Here is a 2,296-nt window from a genome sequence, read left to right on the forward strand (position 1 = left end):
AGCGGGCTCGGCACCTTCCGCGGCAAGGACGGATTGTGGACGCGCTTCGATCTCGACGAGGTGGCGACGCCCGAGGGCTTCGCCCGCAATCCGGTCAAGGTGCACGAATTCTACAATCTCCGGCGCGGCTGGCTGAGAGAGGCGCGGCCGAACGCGGCGCACTGCGCGCTCGCCAAGCTCGAACGCGAGTTTCGGGGAAACGTACTGACCGTAACCCAGAACATCGACGCGCTGCACGAGGCGGCCGGAACGAAGAACCTTATCCATATGCACGGCGAGCTGGGCAAAGCGCTCTGCGCCGAATGCGGATTGAGCCTGCCTTGGCAGGAGGATCTTTCCGTCACCACGCCCTGCCCCAGCTGCGGCGAAGCGGCGATGAGGCCAGACGTCGTGTGGTTCGGCGAGACACCGCGCGAGATGGAGCGGATCGACGCGGCACTTGCCGCTTGCGACCTGTTCGTGTCGATCGGAACCAGCGGCGCGGTCTATCCCGCGGCCGGGTTCGTTGCCGAGGCGCGACGTGCCGGCGCGCATACGGTCGAGCTCAATCTCGAGCCCTCGGAGGGCGCGTCGCTGTTTGCCGAGGCCCTCTACGGCCCGGCGACCGAGGTGGTCCCGGCCTATGTCGAGCGGCTGCTTGGGCGCTAGCCAGTCCTTCCTCGTCGTGTCCCGGCTCGAAACCGGGCATCCAGGGAAGAAAGTTCAGCGCGAAAGATGGGCGACGACCTCTATGTGGGGTGAGAAGAGGAACTGATCGACCGGCACCACGCGGGTTATGCGATAGCCGCCGTCGACGAGGATACGGAGGTCGCGCGCGAGCGTGCCGGGATTGCAGGACACCGCAACGAGCGAGGGCACAGGCGACTTGGCAAGCTGGGTGGCCTGGGCAGAGGCTCCGGCCCGCGGGGGATCGAACACCACCGCCCCGTAGGCTTGCAGCTCCGCGACGCCAAGCGGGGCGCGGAACAGGTCGCGCGCGAAGGGCCTGACCGGCTTCAGCTTCGGGGTCCTTCGCGCGGCTTCGGCGAGCTGGGCGAGCGCCGCCCCATCGGCCTCATAGGCATCCACGGCCGAGCTTCGGGCAAGCGCGAAGGTGAAGGTGCCGAGCCCGGCGAACAGGTCCGCGATGCGCTTCGCCTTGCCGGCGCCTTCGAGCACGAGAGCGACCATCTCGGTTTCGGCCTCGCGCGAGGCCTGGATGAAGGCCCCCGGCGGAAGCTTGACGCGCGCGCCCGATAGGTCGAGCTCGGGCGCCCCGCCAAGCGCGATGCTGTCGGCGCCCGCAGTGAGGCGCGCCACGCTGAGGGCGGCGGCCTCGGCGGCGAAAGCCCCGATTGCGACGGGGCTCGGGCGCGCCCCTTCGAGAAGCACATCGAGACCGGTCTCCGTCTCGGTCAGCGTGACGCGCGCCTCGCGCCTGACGCCGAGAAGGGAGCCAAGCGCCTGCTTCAACCGTGCGAGGCGAGCCGATATGACGGGGACGAGCACGGGACAGGCATCGACATCGATGAGGTCGTGGCTGCGGGCACGGCGGTAGCCGAGCACCGGCCCCTGCCTCTCTCGCCCGAGGGAAAGCGTAGCACGGCGGCGGCTCGCGAGCGGCACCGTCAGCACCGGCTCGATTGCGACCGTGAGCCCCCTCGCCTTGAATGCGGCGGCAACTTGATCGCGCTTCCAGGCGAGATAGGCGTCCTTCTCCATGTGCTGAAGCGCGCAACCGCCGCAGGCGCCGAAATAGCGGCAGACAGGGGCCACGCGGTCTCTGCTCGGCTCGACCACCTCGAGAAGGTCGCCGCGGTTCTCGCCGGGCTTGAGCGCGATCACCACCCTCTCGCCGGAAAGGGTAAAAGGCACGTAGATCGGGCCGCCGGGGCCGTCGGCCACGCCGTCTCCGCCGGCCCCGAGCCGGGCGATCTCGACCTCGAGGATTTCAGCCGCCATGGCGCGCGCCGATCAGGAATTCGACATTGCCGCCGCGACCGCGGATCGGCGAGGGCACGACGCCCTCGACCGTCCACCCCGCGGCCTCGAGGAACTGCCAGACGCGGGTGACGGCTCTCGCGCGCGCCGCCTCCGAGCGCACCACCCCGCCCTTGCCCACGGCCTTCCGGCCGGCCTCGAATTGCGGCTTGATCAGAGCGATCAGCCAGGCGCCCGGCGCGGCGAGCGTAAGCGCCGCGGGAAGCGCCAGGGTGAGGCTGATGAAGCTCACGTCGGCGACGATGGCCCCGACCGGCTCCTTGATGAGCGCGACCGAGAGATGGCGCGCGTCGGTCTCTTCCAGGACCACGACGCG

General features: G+C 69.7%; 3 protein-coding genes. 1 reads left to right on the top strand and 2 read right to left on the bottom strand.

Annotation, left to right across the window (positions count from 1 at the left end; translation table 11 throughout):
* Positions 1 to 648 (top strand): NAD-dependent deacylase (locus tag VFB18_RS15230; RefSeq protein WP_324977211.1); only part of this gene is annotated, 648 nt, incomplete at its 5' end.
* A gap of 54 nt (positions 649 to 702) precedes the next feature.
* On the opposite strand, the gene VFB18_RS15235 is transcribed toward VFB18_RS15230, so the two are convergent.
* Both VFB18_RS15235 and VFB18_RS15240 read right to left on the bottom strand, forming a co-directional pair.
* A complete protein-coding gene (locus VFB18_RS15235) occupies positions 703 to 1,941 on the bottom strand; it encodes a class I SAM-dependent RNA methyltransferase (protein WP_324977214.1) in 1,239 nt (412 codons plus the stop codon).
* On the bottom strand, positions 1,931 to 2,296 hold a 366-nt coding region (locus VFB18_RS15240), incomplete at its 5' end, for an SAM-dependent methyltransferase (RefSeq protein WP_324977216.1). The genes VFB18_RS15235 and VFB18_RS15240, both read right to left, overlap by 11 nt.

It is taken from the genome of Methyloceanibacter sp., assembly GCF_035650995.1.
Taxonomy (GTDB): Bacteria; Pseudomonadota; Alphaproteobacteria; order Rhizobiales; family Methyloligellaceae; genus Methyloceanibacter.